Genomic DNA, 2,370 nt, shown 5'->3' on the forward strand with positions numbered 1-2,370 from the left:
TATGCGACGGCGATGCACGTAAAGCATTAAACCTTATCGAATTGATTAGCGATATGCTTAAAGACGGTGAAGTTTTCACCGAAGCGATGATCATTCAGGTGGCAGGCCAGCAACTCGCGGGGTTTGATAAGAATGGCGACCAATACTACGACCTAATTTCAGCGGTACATAAATCTATTCGTGGCTCAAACCCCGACGCTGCGCTTTATTGGTATTGCCGAATGCTCGAAGGTGGCTGCGATCCTCTCTATATTGGCAGACGGTTACTTGCCATCGCGTCAGAAGATATCGGCAATGCAGATCCTAATGCGATGTCTGTTGCGGTCAATGCTTGGGAGTGTTTTCATCGAGTGGGCCCCTCTGAAGGGGAAAGAGCGATAGCACAAGCTGTTTTGTACCTAGCAAGTGCGCCCAAAAGTAATGCTGTCTACACCGCTTTTAAAGCCGCAAGACAGCTTGCACGAGAAACGGGCAATGAAAGTGTACCGGAGCATTTAAGAAATGCACCGACTAAACTGATGCAAGACATCGGTTACGGTGAAGGATATCGATACGCTCATGATGAACCCAATGCTTATGCTGAAGGGGAGGTTTACCTGCCTAAATCGATTGCCGATAGCCGTTTTTATTATCCAACAGAGCGCGGATTTGAGAAACGAATAAAAGAAAAGCTTGAGCACTTAGCGATTCTTAATCAGCAAAGTAAGGTAAAAAGATATGAGTAATATACTTTTTGTTGCGTTAGGTGGGTCTGTTGGTGCAGTTTTACGTTATCTTATCTCAATTTTAATGCTTCAGGTGTTTGGTAGTGGATTTCCTTTTGGTACACTTGTAGTCAATATACTGGGATCATTTTTAATGGGTGTTGTATACGCCTTTGGTCAAGTCAGTGAAGTGAGCCCAGAAATTAAAGCATTTATTGGTGTGGGAATGTTAGGCGCCCTCACTACGTTTTCTACTTTTTCCAATGAGTCTTTATTGCTGATGCAAGAAGGTTATTTGGTTAAAGCGATTTTGAATGTTGTTGTCAATGTAGGCGTGTGTATATTCGTCGTTTTTCTAGGACAGCAATTGGTGTTTTCTCGTTATTAACTATTAAGACAATAAGACATGTTAGATCCAAAATTTTTACGAAATGAATTAGAAGTAACCGCTGAGCGTTTAGCAACTCGTGGTTTCATTTTAGATGTCGACCGTTTAGGTAAATTAGAAGAAAAGCGCAAGTCGCTGCAGGTCGCTACCGAAGAGTTACAAGCTTCACGCAATGCGATCTCAAAATCGATTGGCCAAGCAAAAGCAAAGGGTGAAGATGTTGCCCCTATTATGGCTAAAGTCGGCACTCTTGGTGCAGAACTTGATGCTAAGAAATTAGAATTATCTGCATTGCTTGAAGAGCTTAATGCTATTGCGATGAGCGTGCCTAACTTACCGGACGAATCAGCACCGATTGGCAGTGATGAGTCTGGTAATGTTGAAGTACGTCGCTGGGGTACACCAAGAGAATTTAGCTTCGACGTCAAAGATCATGTTGAACTCGGTGAAACACTTGGCGGGCTTGATTTTAAGAGTGCTGTTAAAATTACCGGTACGCGCTTTATTATAATGAAAGGCCAAATTGCTCGCATGCATCGTGCGTTAGCACAGTTTATGCTTGACCTTCATACGACTGAACACGGCTACACTGAGGCTTACGTTCCGCTGCTGGTCAATGAAGATAGCTTGTTGGGCACAGGACAGTTACCCAAGTTTGGTGAAGACCTGTTTCATACCAAACCCGCAACAGAAGAGGGGCAGGGCCTAAGCCTTATCCCAACCGCTGAAGTGCCACTGACCAACATGGCTCGCGATACTATTATCGATGAAGATGAGTTGCCGGTAATGTTGACGGCTCATACACCTTGTTTCAGAAGTGAAGCGGGTTCATATGGCCGTGATACTCGTGGATTAATCCGTCAGCATCAATTTGATAAGGTAGAGCTAGTACAGCTAGTAAAACCAGAAACTTCAATGCAAGCGCTTGAAGAGCTGACGATTCATGCTGAAACAGTGCTACAGAAACTTGAACTTCCGTACCGCACTATGGTGCTATGTACCGGTGATATGGGCTTTGGCTCAAGCAAGACGTTTGATATCGAAGTCTGGTTACCGGCTCAAAACACTTTTAGAGAGATTTCATCGTGCAGTAACATGCAGGATTTCCAGTCTCGTCGTATGCAAGCCCGTTTTAAAGCTAAAACAGCTAAGAAACCAAGCCTATTACATACGCTTAATGGTTCAGGCCTTGCAGTAGGTCGTACCTTAGTGGCTGTCCTTGAAAACTACCAGAATGAAGACGGTTCAATTACGATACCTGAAGTGTTACGTGGTTAC

General features: G+C 44.0%; 2 protein-coding genes and 1 pseudogene. All 3 read left to right on the forward strand.

The window, feature by feature from the left end; genetic code table 11:
• Window positions 1-725, forward strand: a pseudogene (locus tag CXF82_RS01175) (recombination factor protein RarA); the annotation flags it as partial.
• Window positions 718-1,092 (forward strand): fluoride efflux transporter CrcB, encoded by a 375-nt coding sequence (gene crcB / locus CXF82_RS01180; protein WP_101091662.1) that lies wholly within the window; start codon window positions 718-720, stop codon window positions 1,090-1,092. The pseudogene CXF82_RS01175 and the gene crcB, both read left to right, overlap by 8 nt.
• An 18-nt stretch (window positions 1,093-1,110) precedes the next feature.
• The coding region (gene serS / locus CXF82_RS01185) for a serine--tRNA ligase (protein WP_102043536.1) at window positions 1,111-2,370 on the forward strand (1,260 nt) is incomplete at its 3' end.

This window comes from Shewanella sp. GutDb-MelDb (assembly GCF_002836075.1).
Classification (GTDB): Bacteria; Pseudomonadota; Gammaproteobacteria; order Enterobacterales; family Shewanellaceae; genus Shewanella.